This is a genomic window from Neolewinella agarilytica (genome assembly GCF_900110645.1).
Classification (GTDB): Bacteria; Bacteroidota; Bacteroidia; order Chitinophagales; family Saprospiraceae; genus Neolewinella; species Neolewinella agarilytica.
On record NZ_FOFB01000012.1, the window covers coordinates 183,566 to 203,714 of the forward strand.

At 48.4% G+C, this 20,149-nt stretch carries 14 protein-coding genes; 12 read left to right on the forward strand and 2 right to left on the reverse strand.

Features of this window, described 5'->3' with window-relative positions; translation table 11 throughout:
- Positions 1–464 precede the first annotated feature (464 nt).
- The gene (locus BM123_RS12360; protein ID WP_090168932.1) at positions 465–794 is read right to left on the reverse strand and encodes a hypothetical protein; all 330 of its coding nucleotides are present in this window, start codon (positions 792–794) and stop codon (positions 465–467) included.
- A 30-nt stretch (positions 795–824) separates the two neighbouring features.
- Complete coding sequence (locus BM123_RS12365; protein WP_090168934.1) at positions 825–2,267, reverse strand: AAA family ATPase; 1,443 nt, start codon at positions 2,265–2,267, stop codon at positions 825–827.
- 562 nt (positions 2,268–2,829) lie between these two features.
- Here BM123_RS12365 and BM123_RS12370 point away from each other — a divergent pair.
- From BM123_RS12370 to BM123_RS12425, 12 genes are all read left to right on the forward strand, one after another.
- A complete protein-coding gene (locus BM123_RS12370; RefSeq protein WP_090168936.1) occupies positions 2,830–5,343 on the forward strand; it encodes an alpha/beta fold hydrolase in 2,514 nt (837 codons plus the stop codon).
- Positions 5,344–5,713: 370 nt separating this feature from the next.
- Entirely contained in the window at positions 5,714–6,403 is a 690-nt protein-coding gene (locus BM123_RS12375) for a KilA-N domain-containing protein (protein ID WP_090168937.1), read from the forward strand.
- A 35-nt stretch (positions 6,404–6,438) separates the two neighbouring features.
- Positions 6,439–6,921, forward strand: a complete 483-nt coding sequence (locus BM123_RS12380) for a hypothetical protein (RefSeq protein WP_090168939.1) — start codon at positions 6,439–6,441, stop codon at positions 6,919–6,921.
- Positions 6,922–7,401: 480 nt separating this feature from the next.
- On the forward strand, positions 7,402–8,070 hold the full coding sequence (locus BM123_RS12385) for a DUF4956 domain-containing protein (protein WP_175489360.1): 669 nt from the start codon (positions 7,402–7,404) through the stop codon (positions 8,068–8,070).
- Between the two features lie 2 nt (positions 8,071–8,072).
- Positions 8,073–9,083 (forward strand): HlyD family secretion protein, encoded by a 1,011-nt coding sequence (locus BM123_RS12390; protein ID WP_090168943.1) that lies wholly within the window; start codon positions 8,073–8,075, stop codon positions 9,081–9,083.
- Positions 9,084–9,149: 66 nt separating this feature from the next.
- Positions 9,150–9,998 carry a hypothetical protein gene (locus tag BM123_RS12395; protein ID WP_090168945.1) on the forward strand — a complete coding sequence of 283 codons (849 nt, stop codon included), beginning with the start codon at positions 9,150–9,152 and terminating at the stop codon, positions 9,996–9,998.
- Positions 9,955–10,401, forward strand: a complete 447-nt coding sequence (locus tag BM123_RS12400; RefSeq protein ID WP_139211867.1) for a hypothetical protein — start codon at positions 9,955–9,957, stop codon at positions 10,399–10,401. Before BM123_RS12395 ends, BM123_RS12400 begins: the two co-directional genes overlap by 44 nt.
- A gap of 880 nt (positions 10,402–11,281) precedes the next feature.
- On the forward strand, positions 11,282–13,354 hold the full coding sequence (gene ppk1, locus BM123_RS12405; protein WP_090168948.1) for a polyphosphate kinase 1: 2,073 nt from the start codon (positions 11,282–11,284) through the stop codon (positions 13,352–13,354).
- Between the two features lie 135 nt (positions 13,355–13,489).
- Positions 13,490–14,050, forward strand: coding sequence for a YceI family protein (locus BM123_RS12410; protein WP_090168950.1), 561 nt, complete (start codon positions 13,490–13,492; stop codon positions 14,048–14,050).
- Complete coding sequence (locus tag BM123_RS12415) at positions 14,047–16,941, forward strand: two-component regulator propeller domain-containing protein (protein ID WP_090168952.1); 2,895 nt, start codon at positions 14,047–14,049, stop codon at positions 16,939–16,941. The genes BM123_RS12410 and BM123_RS12415 overlap by 4 nt, the downstream gene beginning before the upstream one ends.
- On the forward strand, positions 16,938–17,690 hold the full coding sequence (locus BM123_RS12420) for a LytR/AlgR family response regulator transcription factor (protein ID WP_090168954.1): 753 nt from the start codon (positions 16,938–16,940) through the stop codon (positions 17,688–17,690). Before BM123_RS12415 ends, BM123_RS12420 begins: the two co-directional genes overlap by 4 nt.
- 201 nt (positions 17,691–17,891) lie before the next feature.
- A partial coding sequence (locus BM123_RS12425; protein WP_139211868.1) for a cupredoxin domain-containing protein occupies positions 17,892–20,149 on the forward strand: 2,258 nt, incomplete at its 3' end.

Consider the following 20,149-nt stretch of genomic DNA (forward strand, 5'->3'; position numbering starts at 1 on the left):
TCTTCCTGTCCTTAGTACCCAGTCGAGGAATCCACTTGCGCCACTACTTGAGTAATTTAGAACTCAACCAGTACTCAATCAATTGCCTGAGCTTCGGTCAACCTCCCGAAGGCGAGCTACACAAAGGTATGACTGGGTTACCAACTGGTCATTATGCTAAACCAATCATCACATAGAGAGTAGGGGAGTAGTCAACCGGTCAACAAGTTCTTCATGCTCACAATACACGTCGGAATCTCAATTGTAGGACAGGTTCCGACGTAGAAAACGTCAATTTCCAAGGCCGTTAAAGTTTCGACGCGAGAAGGGTAAGAGGATTTTATGTTGCTTCGCCTACTGAATTCCTCTCCCACATCACCACCAACAACCGAGCAAAATGTGGCAGCCCCCGGGTAACCGTGGCTTTGACTACTCCTCCATTCTTAAACCCAGCCAGCTTAGCTACCTCATTGTAATCCAGCCCCTTAGCCTTCATCATCACCCGAAACCGCCGCCAGGCAGCCACGCAGCGAATCCCGCCGAATCTTCCCCGCCATAATCGACTGAAAGTGCTCCCAGTGCCAATCCTCGATCTCTCCTGCCTCATAGCTCATCCGGACAAACTCCAGCGTAACCTCCAGCTCCGAAAACGAAGGATTCTGTTCCTTTATCCACTCACGTGTCCCCAGCACCCCGAAGTTGAAGAAACTGGCCGCAATCTCCATCCGCTTACTCCCGGGGAAACCAGCGTAGATTTTCACCTGCAGCGCCGCCGCTTCTTCCGTTACGTTTTCCATTTTGCCCCAATACTCCATACAGGTAATTTTATCTTTGAGTATAGTCAGTTACGGTCGTCGAAACAAATCATCCCCTCCCAGAAAATGATCAATCACCCCCTGACTATTCACCGTTTGCTCTCCGCCCTCTGCAGCCAGTAGCACCCAGCTCAACTGCTTCCGGCTTTTAGTTGCCGCCTGCAACACCCGCCGCTGTTGTTCCAGTCGTTCAAGTGTTCGCTTATCCGGCCGGTAGGGGCCGTCGTAAAACTTCGTCTCTATCAGGTTAATGACCCCGTCATTTCGGTCCAGTAATAAATCGATCTGTGCCCCCTCCTGAGCTGCAGTGCTTCCCTGATAAAAGGTAGAAGATTGCGTGTAAAGCCCCCCAATCCGCAGCGCCTCCTTAATCTGCGGAACGTGCTGTAAGCAAACGGACTCAAAGGCATAACCACACCAACTTTTATATGCCTGATTTTGACTTAAGGCCATAAAGCTACCCGCTCCACCATAAGCATTTGGCTCAATAAACCGCAGATAAAAACTCGAGTACTGATCCGTCAACCGGTAGCGCATCCCCTTTTTCTTCTTCCCGTAAATAGGGTAGGTGCTAATGAACCCGCTCTCGGTCAGTTCGTCCAGTACCCGTGTCAGGTACCCACCGTCCGTGACCTTGGAATTACTCAATAACTGTTGGCGGTCATACCCCTGTTGTGTCTTCGCCAGCGCCCGTATCACCTTTACGTGCGACTCCGATTGGTCAAACAAGGCCGGGTATAAAGCCTGAAATTCATCCCGCAACAAACCATCATCAGAAAAGCAAATCCGGTCAATCGCCTGCGCCGCACTTTCCCCAGCCTCCACTTCCTTGAGGTAATGAGGAATCCCACCCATAGCCATGTACAGTAGCATTAACTGACGACGGTTCATATTTACGTGACGCGCCTTCAGGTAAGCCTCCGTATCCGCCAAATTAAACGGGTTAAGCCGTATCCGCCGCGTCACCCGATTGTGCAGCCCACCCTTATCCCGCAGCACCTTCCGGATCATCCAGGAAGCCGCAGAGCCGCAGATCACCACCACCACATTGCGCTGCACCGCCCAGCTGTTCCAAAAATAACTCAGGCCCATCAAAAACTTAGCTTTATGCGTAGCCAGCCAGGGAACCTCGTCAAAAAAGATCACCCGCTTGCCTTTGCCGTCGTCCGTAGCGTCCAGCGCTTCCGTCAACTGGAAAAAGCCGTCCAGCCAGTCTTTAGGAACCGGCAGCTCCGCACGATCAGGAAATGCCCGGCGCAGTTGTTGATGGAAGTTGCGCAGTTGGTCTTTCTTCTCTGCGTATTGTAAACCAGAAATCTCAAAAGCAATTCGCTCTCGATACACCGACTGAATCAGAAAAGTCTTGCCCACCCGCCGCCGGCCGATCACCGATACCATCTCGGATTCATCAGACGCCAGCGCTTTTTTAAGCGTCTCGATTTCATTCTCTCTACCGGTTAGTAAGGTCTTCATATGCACAATATACGTCGGAATCTTCATTTTTTAGATACATTCCGACGTGTAAAGTGCGGTTTTTTGCCGCCTATAATTAAGTTTATGATCAGCAATCAACTTCCCACACCAATTACCGCCCCATACAACTCAAAACAAGCTCAATTGCTCCCCATCCTGCTCCTTTTCCGGCTTAACTCAACCATCCAGCCGCCGACCGCCATAACGGTAGGGTTCCCGATTCTCCTTGTCTAGTAAACCCTGGAAGTCCGGTAAATCGATCATGAGAGACCTTATCGATCTGTACGGTGAGCGTATTACCAAGCACCTCCCAAGCGCTTAAAAAAGCGCGCCCGTAGTCTCCGCTCAAGTCTCTGGCCCTAGGGCCAGAGACTTGAGCGGAGACTACGGGCTTCGGAAGGCTTCGCCTTCCTCAGGTATTAATTAACCCAGACACACTTAATTGAACTATCCCAGCTAAAAAAAGGCTATTTAGGAATTGTTGACCTCATACAACCATGGCTGCCAGGCTGTACCTTCACCCTCTTATTACCTTTGTGCAATCACCTACGGATACTTCCCTATGCGCGCCATCGCCCTACTCATTAGCACCTGCCTTTCATTTTTTACCTACGCTCAGGCGGACCTGGTGTTATCTTCCGCCAGCTTCGAACCATTAGCCATCAATCGCGGAGACGTTCTGACGACCTTCGCTACCGTCACGAATATTGGAAACACTACCGCCGGAGCAAACTACCTCTTCGTATACTACTCCACGGACCAAACCATCGCCGCCGAGGAAGTCATCAGTCGCGTAGCTATTCCCTCCCTTGCACCCGGAGAAAGTCATGATGTCACCTTCTATTACCCTACAGCTGCAACGCTCCCAACCGGAAATCACTTCATCGCCCTCGAAGTTGATCCCTTCAACGACGTCCCCGAGTCCAATGAAGAAAATCTCTTCTGTGCCGGTACGGGCCCGAACTGCGGAACCTTCACCGTTCTCCCCGGCGGCAGTCTCGGTGGTCAGCGCTTCGTCTATCCCGTCCTCTTCATCCACGGCCTCAATGGAAATAGCAAAACCTGGAATGAATTCGGTAGTGAACTTCAGCGCGAACTCGGTTGGGTCTACGGCGGCCGCCTCGACTACTGCCTCAACCCCGATAACGATCAAACGACCTCCGACGGCAACATTCTGTCTTTTGTCGATCCAGGGCAGCTCGGCCTCGGTGATTTTTACACCCTCAACTTTGACATCAACGCCAGCGGCGACCTCTTCGTCAGCGACGATGGCATTCCCTTCAATAACTTTGAAAGCAACCAGTCCGCCATCGTCAAACAGGGGTGGGCTGTCCGCGACGCTGTAAACCAAATCATGCAGTTCGCCGACGTCGATCGCGTCATCATCGTCGGCCACAGCATGGGCGGACTCGCCGGCCGCCAGTACCTCACCAATCCAGAACTCTGGCAGGATGACGGCGATCACCACATCGCAAAACTCATGACCGTCGGTACTCCCCACGGTGGTAGTAACCTCAACAGCGGAGGACTCGGCTCCATTTTCACGGGCATCGACGAAAGCTCCGAAGCTACCCGTGACCTCCGTTACCAAAGTCTCTTTTTCAATGGCCAGTTCCTGGATGGCGGCTTCGAGAGCGCAGTATCAAATTTCTACAACAACGACGTCAATGCCAACGGAGTCGTCGGAGACCTTATAATAGGCCTCAACGAAAAGCCCGCTATTGGCGGCGTCGATTACTCCTGTATCGTTGGGGTAGGGGATAACCTGCCTTCCCTCAGCGGAGACGGCGTCGTAGACGCCGACCGTGCAGACCTTAACAACTACCTCCCAGCCCCACCACCTCTACTCGGCCTGCACGCCGACCGCTTTCTGGTAACCACCGCGCACACGGAGATCCATAAAGAGAATACCGACATCATGCTCCGTGCGCTCGATGAACCGGACTTCGAGGACATCGCTTACCAACTCCCCCTGGAGCAACTACACTTTTCCTTCGTCTCCGAACAACCCACCAATAATCCTCAGAACCCAGGCGACAATGCCGATTACGACGACTTCCGCATCACCCTTCCAACTGCCGGTCGCATCGAAGTCCTCGTCAGCAATATTCCCGTCCACGATTTCGCCGTCGCCATCCTCCCAATCACCAACGACGATGCCATCGCCAGCGGACTATCCGAAGGCCGCAGCGAAATGACCCTTTCTGCCGACGTAGCCGCAGGTGATTACATCATCGAATTCGGTGGCCTCCCAACGGCCAACAGCTGGCGTTTTCCCTTCGCCCACTTCGTTGATTTCACTCCCGCCGAGCCACTAATCGCCAGCTTTACCACTGACCTTACCGAGGGATGCTCACCGCTCACGGTCGCCTTCATCAATGGCCTCAACGACAATGAACTCACCTATAACTGGTCCTTCCCCGGCGGTATGCCGGCTACGTCAACTTCTCCGAACCCGTCGGTCGTCTACAATGCTTCCGGATCATACTCCGCTACCCTCATCGTGTCCGACGGACTACAGATCGATACCCTGAACCAGCAGCAACTGATCACCATCGTTGATCCTCCCCAGCCCGGCTTCGACTTCACAACGGAAAACAACCTCTCCGTCGAGTTTACCAATACCACCACTTTCTCCGGCACCACACCTACTTATCTATGGGATTTTGGTGACGGATCCACCAGCACCGAAGCCGCGCCCTCCCACGAGTTTCCCAGTGCAGCAATCTATACCGTAACGCTCACCGTAACCTCAGTCTGCGGTGTAGAAACCACCACTCAGCAGGTAGACCTGTCCACCGTTGCAACGACTACGGAGACGACTGAAGATTATCTCCGAATTAGCCCAAACCCTGCTTCCTCATCAGTAACGGTAGAAACCACTCACATTAACTTTGGACCAGCCATCATCGAACTGGTTTCAGTGACAGGAAAGACCGTTTACGAGAAGCATCTTCCCCAATCTGCAAGAGATATTTCTTTCGTAATCGATCTTGATCGAATTCCCGCAGGTAGCTACATCGTCAAATTAAGCGCTAACAATGTTCTGGCCACTCGGCGCTTAATTGTCCAGTAAGGCGGTGGGGCGACGGAGTTGACGTTACGGTTTATGCACAAAGAAAAAGGCTCGAATTAACCAGCCCGCCTTTCTCTGCTGTGGTAGAGCCTTTGAAGAAAACCGTTTGGCCCTCCAAATCGACCGTAAGTAAAAAGAAGGGAGAGGTCACCAGCCTTTCGGCAGCAACCGTTTTTCGGGCGCAGCCGCAGGTGCGAGGTTAGGGTGAAGGCGCAAAATAATATGCTGGCACCCTATGTTCATTCGCTACGACCGTTTTGCAAATCCACAGAACGAACGTAAATTTGGTCTGTTAATTTAGTATTAATACTAAATATAGTTGTATCTTAGACACCGTTATGGGAATCCCCATATCGGTAAAACATCTAATATGTCTGACGTCCGGAAATTCAACTATAATAATCAGGTAGTGACTTTTGAGTTTGTCGACGGCCAATCCATGGTAAACGCTACGCAGATGGCAAAACCTTTTCCTAAAAAGGCTCCTGCCGACTTCCTTCGTCTTAACTCCACCAAGTCGTTCGTCTTGGCATTGGAAGAAGACTACAAGAGAGGAGGCTCCCCAAAAGAAGTCCTACGCATCGTCAAAGGAGGGAACGATGTAGAGCTCCAGGGCACCTGGATGGATGAGCACCTGGCACTCAAGTTCGCGGGTTGGCTTGCTCCTGAGTTTGAGGTTTGGGTCTACAAGAAAATTCGTGAACTGCTTACCTCCGGCAAAACTGAAGTCCGCGGCAAGAACGAAAATTTCGGCTACGTTCTCCGCGAGATCGCGCAACGCTTCGATGACCAGGAACTCGTTAACCAAGACTTCGACTCCCGCATCACCGAAGTAGAAGCTAAGATCCTCTCTAAGGACGAAGATTATTACTCAATCGCCGGTTTCTGTAGCCTCTACAAAATTGACTGCCCACTGCCTCGAGCCAAAGCCTGGGGCAAAGCTGCTGTAGCCAAGAGCAAGGAGCAAGGTGCTGACACCGGTAAAACGCACGACGAGCGCTATGGCACCGTCAGAACCTACCGCCACGATATTCTGAAGCATGTGATAATAGATAATTGATGAATTGCCCCTTGCCCTCACGCTAAATTTCAGTTATGCCTACTATCCGAGATCGATTTGACACACTCCGCAAAGCCATGAATTGGGCCTGGTCCGACATCGATCGCATCACCGGCCGCAAAAATGCAGCCACCAACATCACCAAGCGCGTACCCGCTTGGGCGCACCTGGCCATCGAGGCTCACGAAACCTACGAACCCCGCCTCCAGCTCCACGTCATCGATGCCATCAACCAGCGGCTTGGTGACGAGTGGCTACTGAAGCAAGAGCCATCAGGAGCCATCGCCTACCAGTCAAACGGTGACTTCAACGATGAAATTAATCTGACTTTTGCCCCAGGAGCCTTCATCCTTAGTGGGAAGGGACCTCGTCTCGAAGGGCTCATGGAGCAACTGGAGTCCTTGTATCCGTACTCGGTTCCGGAAACTTCCGGCCGATTTCGATTCTCGCTGATCGAGCAGCAGGATCGGAAGGTGTCAGTGCTAAAAATGGCCGAAGAAAGCAAAGTGATATTTTAGAATTGCGGGATCAGTTTTTGTACTAATAACCAATCGGCTAATGGCTGAGTGTAGAGCTATTTCAGGGCGAAATCATGCAGCCTATAATTAATCTTATGTTAAGTAGAGTGTTTTATTTGTAATCCCATCTCTCCCCCCTTTCAGCCCCCTACTTTCATCACAGCTATCGATGCTCCTCTTGCTCGAACCAGGAGGCAATGCTTCTAAACGAATGGCCAGCTCCACCTAAAGGCGCATTCAGCCCTGTATTATTCCCGTTCGGCGAAGAAGGAGGTTTTCTTAAGCCTAATCTGGCTCAAATTGCACCTGATTTTAAACGAGAACTAAGCGTCAGTTATCGTTCTGCAACTAAATCTCTAGGCTTTTCAATGGAATGCCTGTAGAGCATAGTTGTTTCTCAAGAATGATAAATCTGATAAAATACATTGGTATATGCTAGACTACTTGACACTACAGGGAAGTACTGAGAATCCTACTTTTATGACAATACTTCTTACTGTATTACTGTCATTTTTACTGTCTTCGCTAATTGCGTTTACATACCAGAAAACGACGCGTTATGTGAAGACTCCAGTTGACTTTTTGCAAGCTATCATATTAGTGGCCATTGTTGCTGCAATGGTAATGCAAGCCATTGGTGACAGTTTGGCAAGAGGGCTTGGAATGCTAGGAGCATTGGCTATTATTCGGTTTCGTACGAACCTTCGCGAACCGCGCAATATGGTTTTCACTTTTGCTTCCTTAGCGGCAGGTATTGCTTGTGGCGTATACGGATTTGTAATTGGAATTGTTGGAACTATTGGGTTTTGCACGGTCACGTTTATTCTTAAGTATAGCCCCATGAGCAGGATGTCTCCTTTAGTTGGTGTCTTGAGTTTTAACGTCCCTAAATACTCTGAAGATGTGCCAGAGTTAGAGGCAATTTTAAATCGTTTTTGCAGCAGATATACAAAAACTAGATCTCAGATTTATACGCCAAAAATTAAAGGAATTGTAGAGGGGGATCCGCCAGACAAGAAGATAGATTATGAATATCACTTCAAGCTAATCAATGAGCAGGATGGAAAAAATCTGGATACGGCTTTGTCGGCTCTAGAAACCCTGGAGTCTCTGAAAATAAGCTTTGAGAATTTCCCAGAAAAGATCTAACTATGAAAAAGATAAATCTATACCTCCTGGCAGTCGTACTGACAATCACTTTCCTGTTAGGGTACAATTGGAAATACGGAAACGAAACATTTGTGTTTTTCGGATTGGCAGAAAATAAGGAAACAGAAATCCGTCTGGAGAGTCCAGTTATCATTGACGCGGTGAATGTTTCAGCAGGGTCAAAGGTCGCAAAAGGAGATGTAATATTAGAGGCAACTCGTTCTAGCCTTGAACTGGCGACCAGTGATTTGAATCATGAAGTAGCAGCGCTTAAATCCCAGTACAAAATTTGGGAATCAAGTTTAAAAGGCAGCATTCAAAGCCTGAAGGCTCAAAAAACTGCCAGGCAAAGCGAGATTCAATCTCAGATTGATCAATTAGAGTCTAAAATGTCCATTAATGAGAGCCTGGCCCAAGGGCTTGAAAGCATTACCCCTGCAAGGGGAGAGAACGTACGTAGTCCTGGAAGGATCAGGATAGAAGGGTTAAAAAAAGAGATGGACCTGGTCGTAAAACCATTAGAAGCTGAAATTAGAAAATTGGAACAAGAGTTGTATGGTTCTAAAAATCCTTTGAAGATTCAAATCGAAAAACTGGAAAATGAGTTAGGCTATGTTCATCAACAAGAAGAAAATTTGATTATTTATGCGCCTAGCGATGGTGTGATCGGTTCTATTTTCTGTAAGGTTGGAGAGCAACTCCCTTCCTTTACAACACTTATTACCTTCTATGAAGAAAATCCGACTCAAGTTAAAAGTTATGTCTTAGAAAGTTTGCTGCTCAACATCAGTATGGGAGACAGCATAATTGTTCAATCAGGTGTGCAATTGAATACTAATTGTGTTGGTGCTGTAATCGGAATGGGGTCAAGAATCGTCGAAATACCAGAACGGTTACGGAAAAACCCTGATTTCAAGACTTATGGGCGAGAGATCCAAATTGCTATTCCATCTAATAACACATTCCTTCAAAAGGAGAAGGTAATCTTAAAGCGCAAAGAAGAGAAAGGTTAATTTTTATAAAGCACGAGTACAGGAACCACTCTGTTAATTAAGAAATCTAAAAAGGATATCTCTTTTATGAAAACCATATTTCTTTCTTGTCTCCTATTGTTTGTCGGTTTCACTTGCTATAGCCAGGACCAGTTAACTGTCGCCTCTTTCTTGTTAGATGCCAATCAGGAAGAATTTGTCTCGTTCCAACGCCAAAAGTTGTACTACTTTAACTCCCTGCCTTTTGATCTCCCTATAATTGAAAATTTGGAACTTAGAACAGAGACCAATGAATTTGATTGGAGAAAGCAAGAATATGTATTACGCGTGTCGCCGAATAGCTTGAAAAATATCAAAACTCAAAAGCAATACCAAGAATCCGTTAAGTATTTGACCGAAATGGAGTTGCAAACGGCTTTTAGTGGAGCCTTGAAAGAGCGCTATGATTTAATGGTTGATCTTATTTATTTGAAAAAAATACTAGAGGTAAAGAATAAGCAAAAAGTTCTTTTCAATGATCAGGTAACACTGTTACAGAGAAGTGTGGATTTAATCGACTTTGATGTTCTTGAGTTAATAAGTGTGACGCATGACGCTCAAGAAAATAGCCGAGAAATACTCAGCTTGAAAAGTTCTATTCGTACTGTAGAAAGGACCATCCAAAAAATGCTAAAATCAGATAGACCTATTGTTCTAGCTCCCAATATCCTGCCGGGAATAGAAGATTTGAAAGCCATTATCGTGGGGATAGATGAAGAGGTTCAAATGATGCATCCAGAATTGGAAGTACGTTCTGCACAACTTTATAATGTAATGTTGGAGCACGAAATGGAACTTTCGGCTTCCTCCTTTTCTATTGGGTATGTTCAGGCAAAATACGGATACAATGAGAATGACCCATTTAAAAAAAAGTTTTTCCGTTGGAATTGGCTTTGATGTTCCACTAAGGAGGTCATCGACGAGGGAATTGAATGAGTTGAAAATCAATATTTTAGAATCGCAAAGCCAGCTTAGGTCCCTGGCCAATGACTTAGACAAGGAAGCTTTTGCTCTGCTTCAGGATCTTAGTAATCAAATTGAAAAATATGATTTAGTCGACTCTCAAATAGAGAAAGGGCAGTCAGAATTTGTACTTCAAGAATACAGGAAAATAGCAGAGACTCCTCCACTTGCCCTACTCAAACTTCGTGAGAACACGCTGAAGATTGAATTACTACTTCAGGAAATACAATATGGAATAATGCTTTCCTACATAGCTTATCTAGATGTTACCGGGCTACTTTCCGAAAGGCCGCTTAAGAACTACTTGTCCAAAGACTTAACGGTATTAGAGCATTGACACAAAAACTTGAATTTTAACAAAGGGCGAAACAGCGTTGATAAAATTCCTCAATAGTCTCGATCAAAAAGAGACTTCTCTGATTGCTCTAAGCCGTTGCTCCCTGAACGGTTGAAGATAGTCAGCTTCGCTATAAAGCATCTTTAGCAAGAACTGATAAAGTCGATCCAGTGGGTTAGAGGGCGCGAACGCAGGTGCAGTGGAAGGATTAAAAGCAGCAAGGAAGGTAAGCTTATCCTTTAGCCTAAAGACGGGATCACACTAGCCTCTCACAGCGTATGATCCCGTTCAAAAAATAAACACATGAACAACACTAAAGGCTAGGGTGAAGAGGAAACAGATAGATTTCTCATTGAATCCTTCTTTTGAAGGATATGTTTCTCCGTAATCTTCATTCCCAATATTTCATTCAATGTTATAAAAGTAGGATGCACTGGCAATGCCGATTATGCCAAGAAGTCTGAATGGGAATGTTTGCTAGCTGAACGGGTTATGTGGCCAAGCAACTTGTAAACAAAGCTGCTTCAATTGGTCCTTGCATCTGGGTTGCCTTGTTGGGAGGAAAATACTTTCACTGCCTGTAGAGGGGGTGGACGCAGGTATAAGAAGGCTAATAGAGCAGTACATCCAGAACATCTTTCACCGCTGGAGGTCCCATTTATGGGTGCGGCCACAAGCATTTGAAGATATGAAGGCGTTAACGCCGAAAGCAGTACATGAAGTGCTTCCTTTTGACGGTGCCAATAAAAAATAATTACGACGCAATTTAGATTCGGGTTCAAAGTGCAACCTGCTCAACAGGTAAATATTCCCGTTCAGACTTTTTGGTGGAAATGACAATCCCAATGCCTCTTACTTTTAAAAGAAACTACACTTCACCTTGAAACACTCACTCATTAAACGGGACACTTCCTGGCTTCACTTCAACCGGCGCGTGCTGCAGGAAGCGGATAATCCTTTGGTACCGCTTTACGAAAGATTAAAATTTCTGGCGATCCATAGCTCTAACCTCGATGAATTTTATCGCGTAAGGGTGGCAAGTCTGCGTCAATTCAAAAAAGTGAACAAGGCAGAACGTAAGAATCTCTTCGATTTTACTCCGAAAAATGAACTGAGGATCATCCGCGCCAAGGTGCGGGAACAACAAAAAATTTTTGACAAAATCTTCCGTAAGAAAATTCTTCCTCAACTAAAGGAAGAGAACATTCACTTGATCCACGGGGATGAGATGACGGAAGAGCAAGCAGCCTTTACCACTGACTATTTTGACAAAAAGGTTAAGCCCAACTTGCACCTGCACTGGTTGCCTGAGAACAATGAGGATTCTACCGAACTTCCTTTTTTAAAGAGCGGCCAACTTTGCTTGGCAGTTCACTTCAATGAGAAACCCTCGCAGGACGGCAAAGAAGTAGCCCTGGTACCCATACCTTCTGAAACCCTCCCTCGCTTCATCGTTCTGCCTTCTCCCCCAGATGCCACAAATGGCTATTACGTTATCTTCCTTGACAGCATTATCCGGGCTAACCTTAGTCGATGGATCGATCGGGAGGTAACTTTCGGCTATTCTTTCAAGCTAAGCCGTGACGCTGAACTATACATTGAAGACGAATTTGATGGAGAACTACATCATAAAATAGCTGCCCGACTCAGAGACCGTGAAGATGGCCTGCCAACCCGATTCCTCTTCGACCGGGCAATGCCGAGCTGGATCAGAAAACGGCTAAAAAAAGTTCTGAACCTCAGTAGGTATGATATGATAATGGCCGGGCGGTACCACAACTTCATGGATTTCTTTCGCTTTCCCCTACCGCCCGGACGTGAAGACCTTACCTATCCTGAGTTGCCCCCGTTGCCACATCCACGCCTGGGCCACAAAGGCAGTATAATGAAAACCATGGAAGCCAGCGACTTGCTGTTGAGTTTCCCCTACCAGCAATATGACTACGTCCCCCGACTGATCAGAGAGGCTGCCAATCATCCTGAAGTAGAAAAAATATGTATTACGCTTTATCGGGTTGCAGGAAAGTCCGCCGTGGTACAAGAGTTGCTGTATGCGCTGGCCAAAGGAAAAGATGTTGAAGCTTTCGTTGAGGCCAAAGCCCGATTCGACGAAGCCAGTAACCTATATTGGGGCAAAGAGCTGGAAGAAGCTGGTGCTTACGTACGTTATAGCATTCCGGAAATTAAAGTACATACTAAGCTGTTACATATCCTCCGAAAAAAACCGGATGGAGAGACCAACCATTACTCTTACATCGGCACGGGAAATTTCAACGAAAAAACGGCCAAACTATACACGGACCACGCTCTAATGACCTGCCGACCACGTATTGGTAAAGACGTAATCCAAGTGTTTCGGTTGCTGCGTGGCAAATTGATCTTACCCAAATGTAAAAAGTTACTCGTCGCCCCTTTCTCGATGTACACCAGGTTTATCGAATTAATTGATGAAGAGATCGCACGGGCAAAAGCGGGAAAGACAGCCTACCTCTTCTTTAAAATGAATAGTCTTGAAGAAGAAAGCGTGATCAATAAAATCCGAGAGGCAGCAGCAGAAGGGGTAAAAGTCCGTATGATCGTTCGGGGTATTTGCCGACTTGCTCCTTCTAAAGAAGAGAACATCGAGATCATCTCCATTGTCGATCGTTTTCTCGAGCATGCACGTATTTACATCTTTGGCGGCAGCGGCCAGGAGAAGGTTTTTCTGGGCTCCGCTGACATGATGGAACGCAACTTGCACCGTCGGGTGGAAGTGATCACTCCGATCGAAGACCAACTCCTGCGACTTGAACTACGCCGGATTATGGACATGCAATGGAGTGACAACCAAAAGGCGCGTATCATTTCTGCAACTCAACTCAACACCTTTCGAGAACCAGGAAATTTTCGTGCGCAGAAGGATATCTATCAGTATTTCAAGCGGCGTAACCATTTGGTCTTGAAAGAAGCTTAAAATGACAGTATGTATAATCAAATCCCTCTTGCTTTACTCCTCTCCTTGTTCAGCCCCTAAACTATCCCATTCAGCAAGATTCATTTCACCAAAAACGTTCCACTCTGGTATCTTCCCCTTTGAATACTCTTCTCAATGCGCAACTTCTTTCTTATCATCCTTAGTGCTTTTTGTTCACTCAGCTCCGTTGCTGGCCAGTCAGCAACCATATTTGAGTTTAACGATGGGCAGGTTGCTTTTACTTCCGATGCCCCCTTGGAATTGATTGAAGCACAATCAACCGCACTCCGCGGATTAATTGATACGGAGAAACGAACTTTTGCCTTCAGTATTCTCATCTCTTCTTTTGAAGGGTTTAACAACCCATTACAGCGGGAGCACTTCAAAGAAAATTACATGGAAAGTTCCCAGTTTAGTACGGCAACTTTCCTAGGTAAGATCATCGAACCTGTCGACCTAAGTCAGGACGGCGATTACATTGTAAGAGCTAAAGGGAAACTAACCATTCACGGTGTTGAGCAGGAACGTATTATCAAGAGTTCCGTGAAGGTTTTGGACGGGGTGCTCGATATAAGGTCGTCGTTTACCGTACTCTTACGCGAACATGACATCGACATTCCTCGTATTGTATTCCAGAAAATTGCCGAAGAAATCAGGGTAGAACTGACCGGTCGTATGAAAGTCAGGGGCTTATGAAAAAACGTTACCCTTTGGTTTTCTGGCTTTGCCTTACTGTCGTCAATTTAGTTGCTCAACAGTTTCATTGGACCAACTTTCGCCTGCCAAATTCCTTGGATGAGGCTCAACCACGGATGCTATTCGAAAGCTACGATGGTTTAATCTGGCTCGCAACCTCAACCGGCTTATGCTCTTTTGACGGTAATTCTTTCACTAACCTATCCCGTCACGACAGCCTGCCCGCTGATGTTCGAGCAGTGTTTGAAGATCGTGATAGCACACTGTGGGTAGGCTATGCTGATGGCTCAGTCGACCGCCTGTTGAATGGGTCCCTGGAGCCTTGGGAACCAGAAGAAGGCCTTCCAATCTCCACCATTACCGGATTCGCCGAAGATAGTGACGGCCAGCTTTGGATATCAACTTATGGCGAAGGAGCTTACGTGGTTGCTGGCCCTCACCTATACAATTTTAATATTGATGATGGCCTTTTGGGTAATGATATCTACACCATCGTCAACCAGCCCGACGGAGTAGTATGGTTGGGAACCGACGGGGGCATCAGCATTTGTAAATTTCAAGATGGGCAAAAGTCCGTAACGAATCTTACAAGGGCCGATGGACTTCCCGATGAAATTGTCCGGGTGATCCTCCCCGACGAGACGGGGAGTTGTTGGATCGGCACCCATGACAAAGGCATGGTTCATTATGATCGCTCATCAAAAACATTCCAAACTCCAATTAAAGAGTGGCCCTACGGCCCAATTAACGACCTGATTTTGGTAGAGGGCCGGGAGTTGATCATCGCCACAGAAAATCATGGCGAATGGCAACTAAATCTTGAAAACAACCAACTTCTCCCGCTATCTCCCGTATCAGGAAAGTCTAATGCCAAAACGAAGATTCAGGACTTACTCCAGGATGCCGAAGGCGGACTATGGTTGCTGTCCAATAGTAAAGGACTCTTTAGAACAAACCAACAACTAACCTTCGTAGAGGCCGCAGGAAAAGAGATTCAGGCCGTACACCTGGATCAAAGCGGAAAATTATGGGCGGGCACTAACCGGGGACTTTTCACCTTATCACTCACAGGAGAGTTGGAAATCTTCCCACCCGCTGGAGACCTGAACATCGTCAGTCTATTTGAAGATCGTTTCGGAAATCTCTGGTTGGGGACCTTTGGCGACGGGGCCTATATCCTTAACCCTGCTTCCGGCCAACGGCGCCATCTTGGGCAGAAAGAGGGATTACTAAACGGAAGCATTCTTTCTATTGACGGTAAGGGCGATCACCTTTGGTTAGCCTCGCTTGGTGGGGTGACGGAAGTTGTTCTGAAAACTGACCCGCTAGCAAACGCTCTCCTGTCGTTTAGTAAAATCGAAGGGCTCAAAACCGATTTCATCTATCAGGTCCTCGCAGAAACTCCTGATCGGGTATGGTTCGCTACTGATGGGGAAGGGCTGGCTTTGCTGGACCATGGCAAGATTACCCACTTACGAAATACACAAACTGTTACCGGTGATTCCGTTGACTTGCGAAGAGTCTATTCTATTTCCACCTCCGCCAAGGGCCATCTATGGTTGAACACCGCGCGAGAAGGACTTTTTGAACTCGTAAATGATAGCCTCTATGCACTCGACCCAGGCAAGGCGTTGTCGGGAGAAAACATCACGGGCATGGCCTTTACGGGGGCTTCGCAACTAATCGTCTCTCATACGGAAGGCTTGGACCTACTAAACCTTACTACAGGGAATTACCAGAATATTAGTGACAATCAAACCGGAGGACCAGACTTCCGCCCTACCCTGAATGCCGTAGTTACCGGCCCTCAAGGTCAAGCCTGGTTCGGTTGTTCCGGCGGACTCATCCGTTATCAGGATCTCCCTCACCCTACGGTTAACCGTCCCCGGGTTGTGCTAAAATCCGTTACCATTTACCCCGATAATCGGCCAGAGCCAAATGGAAAGCAATTTACCCATGATGAGAATACCCTGGCCTTTGAGTTTCTAGGATTATGGTATACCGCTCCCGACAAGGTCCGCTGTCGCTACCAACTAGAAGGCTACGACCCGGGCTGGACCGAAACCAGAAACCAACGAATAATTTACTCAAAACTGCCCCCTGGTAATTACACCTTCCGGGTAGCGGCCTCGTCGGGCGGCGATTGGACCAGCCCAAGCAAATACAGCTTCAGTATAGCCTCGCCTCTTTGGCGGCGCTGGTGGTTTATTTTTTTGACAGTCCTGACGGGAACTTTTATCGCCGCATACTTGATTCGCCGCCGCGATCGGCAACTCCGTCGTGAATCCTTATTACAAAAACAGCGGATCGAAAGCCAATACGAAGCCCTGAAAAGTCAGATCAATCCTCACTTCCTTTTCAATAGTTTCAATACTCTGGTCGCTATGATTGAAGAGGCCCCTACTGACGCCGTAACCTATACAGAAAAATTATCTGACCTCTTTCGCAACGTTCTGCAATACCGGGATCAGGAAACGATCCCGCTCAAAGAAGAACTCGACTTATTGGCTGACTACCTTTTCTTGCTAGACAAACGTTTTGGGGACAAGCTCAGCGTAACGATTCAACTCGATAAAACAACCGGATTTATCGTCCCCCTCAGTCTGCAATTTCTCCTGGAAAACGCTATAAAGCACAACGTCGTCTCCAAAAAGCTACCGCTTCATGTGAGCATCGGTGTAAGTGAAAACGGGAAACATATATGTGTGTACAATCCCATCCAACCCAAATTGCGAAAGGACCCCTCCACCGGCTTTGGGCTTCTAAGTTTAAAAGAGCGTTATGCAATGCTGACCCGACAGAAGATGCTCATCGAGGAAACCGGTGAATATTTCCGCGTCTGCATTCCTATACTCCTCTCCCCCACTTCCATAAATAAATATCAGGTATGACCGCCTTAATCATTGAAGACGAAGCCGCCGCCGCTAGGCGGTTACGCAAACTGGTGAGACAAATTGATTCAACTATTCAAATCATTGGTGAGTTGGACAGCGTTGAAACAAGTGTCGATTTCCTACTCAATAATGACTCCCCCGATCTTATTTTTCTCGACATCCATTTGGCGGATGGCTCCAGTTTTGACATCTTCCACTATGTCGAGGTCCGCTGCCCGGTAATCTTCACCACCGCCTACGACGAATATGCATTAAAGGCTTTCCAAGTCAACGTTATCGATTATTTACTCAAACCGATTAAAGCGCCGGCCCTCGAACAGGCCCTGGAAAAGCACCGTAGGCTCAATGTAGGCGCTCCTGAAATCAACTATCGGAAGCTGGTAGAAAGTATGCTTCCTGAAGGGGCTGACAAACGATTTCTTCTCCGGGTGGGTTCCCAGCTGCGGGTGGTGAAAATGAATGAAGTAGCTTATTTCAATACCGAAGATAAAGTTACACTCCTTACCACTCATTCAGGAAAACGCTATCCAATCGATTATTCCCTGGAGCAACTAAATGAAATGGTACCCTCAGCGGAATTCTTTCGAATCAACCGCCAATTCATCATTCGCTTAGCGGCTATTGCCGAAATGCATGCTTATTCAAAGTCCCGTGTGAAATTGGTGCTAAATCCCCTCTGTAAACTGGAAACCATTGTAAGTACTGAACGATCTCCACACTTTAAACGGTGGCTGGAGGGTCAGTAACAGAAGGCTTTCCCGTTCAGACGGGTAATTTTCCCATTCAGCTAGAATTGTCTATACAATCGTAACATTGGGGTTATGTTCGTTCGGTCTTCCTTAATTGGCGGGGACGCAGGTGCAGAGGAAGGTTGAAAAGCCAGGCCTCCCTCACTAACTACGTCTTCCTCACCAGGAATACATTTTCAGCTAGTTAGCTAATCGCACATGAAACGAATACTTTTACCCCTCGCCTCGCTTTTTATACTGTCTTTTACCCTCAGCGGCCAAAACTGTGCACTCTCCATCGGCGTCACGATCAGCGATTGTAACCCCGATGGCACCGTTACCCTTGGTATTACCATCTCCGACCCTTCGGACAACGCCCGGGACGTAGCCGTTTCTGTCGACGACGTTCTCCTGCCGGGAAGTCCCTTTCGCGTCCGGGACGATGAGCCGGTATTCCTGACCACCGAAGTTCCTGGTGACGGCCTCGGTCACCTCATTAACGTTGTCTCTGAAGACGAGGAAAATTGCTCTGCCCAGACCACCGTTAACGTACCGGATTGTGGATCTGATTGTTTCCTTTCTGGGCTGCAGCTCAACTTCGACGGCGGAACTACCCACTCCGTCGTCGTGGGCAATGGGGGCAATAATACCTTCACCCCCAGTCAGATTACCATCACCGTAGGGGACATCGTCTCCTTTGATTTTGTCGATGACGGTCATACGACAACTTCCGACGCTACCACCGGAACAGACAGCTGGAACTCAGGGTTCCGTGGAACCGGGACTTCCTTTCCCGTAACCATCATAAATCCAGGGCTACATCGCTATTACTGCGTCCCGCACGGGAGCCCTGGTGGCTCAGGTATGGCTGGGAGTATTGTGGCCAATTGTCCTGGCGGGTCTGGCTTTGGTCTTACTGCGGCGTTTAGTACTACCCAGGCTGGTGCCGCTGGTTATAACCTCGTGATTGACGGCCAGGTCCATGCCGGCAGCCCCTACACTTACTCCGGTACTGGCCCGCAATCAGTAGCTTTTTCTCTACCGGGAGACGGCGCCCTTCATACCGTTGAAATCATCGATCTAACGGACGGAACCTGTACCCTCAGTCGGGACATTACCGCACCAGATTGCGGACAAGCGCCTACCTGTAGCCTTTTCCTCTCCGCCGAGGAGACCGGCTTTTGCAGACCTGATTACCAGGTCAACGTTGCCCTTTCAGTAATGGCTGTAAACGCAGGCAATAGCGGGTTCAACGTCCTCCTTGACGGGAACCTGGTTGCGGGAAGTCCCTTTGCGTACGTCAGTGGCGGAAATACAAACCTCGACATTTTAGTTCCTGGAGATGGGCAAAATCATTCAATTACCGTCACTGATGCCGATGACGCCACTTGCTCCGCCACCTCATCCCTAACTACCACCAACTGTACCATTCCCTGTGAGTTGACCAATTTAACGGCTACCACTGGCGTTGCCGGTACCATCCACATCGTCGACGTAGAGGACTTCGTCTTCTCCCCCCGCGACATCACCATCGCCGCCGGCGATCAGGTCGAATGGCGCTGGACCGGACAGATCGCCCACACCGCAACTTCCGATGCCGAAACTGGCCCGGACAGCTGGGACTCCGGATTGCTCAACACCGGAGCTACTTACCAAAGCCCGGTACTCTCCGCCGGACTACACAATTACTACTGCATCCCTCACGGCACACCCGGTGGCAATGGCATGGCAGGAACCATCACCGTTCTACCCGACTGCACCAATGGTCAGGTGGCCGTAGGTATCACCTTTAACTCAACAGGCACCGGCGCGGGCTACAACGTCTTCGTTGATGGCTCCGCAATCACAGGCGGCCCGTTCAGTTACGACGCTTCCGGGACGACTTCAACCTCCGTCTTCGTAGCGGGTGATGGCCAAAGCCACTCCATCGAAATACGCGATTCCGACGACGCCACCTGCTCCGTTTCCACTACAGTCACCACGGTAGACTGCAATGCCTCCACTTGTCAGCTTACCGCTTCGATTGAGGAAACAACCGGCTGTGATGCCAACCTCAACGTCGGGGCAACGCTCACCGTCAACGATGTGGGCGGCTCTGCTAACGGTTTTAGTTTAACCGTAGACGGCCAACCAGCCGGGACTTTCGCCTACTCCGGTAACGGCACTACGACCGTCCCCCTCACCTTAGCCGGTGACGGACAAAGCCACGAAGTCATCGTCACCGACGCGGACGACACGGCCTGTACGGCCACCGCTTCCATCACCACCACCAACTGTACCATCCCCTGCGAACTGACCAACCTTACGGCTACTACTGGCAGTGAAGGAACTATCCACATCGTTGACGCAGAGGACTTCGTCTTCAGCCCCCGCGACATCACCATCGCCGCTGGCGACCGCGTCGAGTGGCGCTGGACAGGAGAGATTGCCCACACCGCTACCTCCTCCGTTGACACTGGTCCGGACAGCTGGGACTC

Excerpts from the sequence above, each read along its gene's own strand:
- BM123_RS12360 (WP_090168932.1), bottom strand. The coding sequence starts at position 794 with ATGGAGTATTGGGGCAAAATGGAAAACGTAACGGAAGAAGCGGCGGCG.
- BM123_RS12365 (WP_090168934.1), bottom strand. The coding sequence starts at position 2,267 with ATGAAGACCTTACTAACCGGTAGAGAGAATGAAATCGAGACGCTTAAA.
- BM123_RS12370 (WP_090168936.1), top strand. The coding sequence starts at position 2,830 with ATGCGCGCCATCGCCCTACTCATTAGCACCTGCCTTTCATTTTTTACC.
- BM123_RS12375 (WP_090168937.1), top strand. The coding sequence starts at position 5,714 with ATGTCTGACGTCCGGAAATTCAACTATAATAATCAGGTAGTGACTTTT.
- BM123_RS12380 (WP_090168939.1), top strand. The coding sequence starts at position 6,439 with ATGCCTACTATCCGAGATCGATTTGACACACTCCGCAAAGCCATGAAT.
- BM123_RS12385 (WP_175489360.1), top strand. The coding sequence starts at position 7,402 with ATGACAATACTTCTTACTGTATTACTGTCATTTTTACTGTCTTCGCTA.
- BM123_RS12390 (WP_090168943.1), top strand. The coding sequence starts at position 8,073 with ATGAAAAAGATAAATCTATACCTCCTGGCAGTCGTACTGACAATCACT.
- BM123_RS12395 (WP_090168945.1), top strand. The coding sequence starts at position 9,150 with ATGAAAACCATATTTCTTTCTTGTCTCCTATTGTTTGTCGGTTTCACT.
- BM123_RS12400 (WP_139211867.1), top strand. The coding sequence starts at position 9,955 with ATGACCCATTTAAAAAAAAGTTTTTCCGTTGGAATTGGCTTTGATGTT.
- BM123_RS12410 (WP_090168950.1), top strand. The coding sequence starts at position 13,490 with ATGCGCAACTTCTTTCTTATCATCCTTAGTGCTTTTTGTTCACTCAGC.
- BM123_RS12415 (WP_090168952.1), top strand. The coding sequence starts at position 14,047 with ATGAAAAAACGTTACCCTTTGGTTTTCTGGCTTTGCCTTACTGTCGTC.
- BM123_RS12420 (WP_090168954.1), top strand. The coding sequence starts at position 16,938 with ATGACCGCCTTAATCATTGAAGACGAAGCCGCCGCCGCTAGGCGGTTA.